1 pseudogene is annotated in these 391 nt (G+C 60.4%); it reads left to right on the top strand.

Going from position 1 to position 391, the window contains the following annotated elements:
• Positions 1–123: 123 nt before the first annotated feature.
• Positions 124–391, top strand: a pseudogene (locus EGN72_RS00190) (IS3 family transposase); the annotation flags it as partial.

Here is a 391-nt window from a genome sequence, read left to right as displayed (position 1 = left end):
GCCTATGATGAACGACATCGGCAACGCGTGCTCTCAAACCTTCAACGGCGCGCCAAGACCCTCGGTTTTGCTCTGGCGCCCATTCCCGAGGCCGCGGCTGTTTCTTAGGAAAGCGGCGATGTTTTTCGCGGCTCAAAAGCCATGAAGTTTCAGTATATTGCCGAATATCGCGGCGTGCTGAACCGCAGTCATCTGTGCCGCCTTATGGGGGTAACTGAGCGTGGGCTCCATGCCTGGAAGCATCGGCCCCCATCGCATCGCCAGCGGCGCGACATGGTGCTCCTCGCCCATATCCGCGATCAGCACCGGTTAAGCCTAGGCAGCTACGGCCGACCACGGATGACCGAGGAGTTGAACGAGTTGGGCATTCGCGTCGGCCAGCCATTGCCCG

Source organism: Pseudorhodobacter sp. E13, assembly GCF_003991405.1.
GTDB lineage: Bacteria > Pseudomonadota > Alphaproteobacteria > Rhodobacterales > Rhodobacteraceae > Pseudorhodobacter.
Note: the sequence above shows the minus strand (reverse complement) of the source record. Positions and strands in the feature narration are given on the sequence as shown.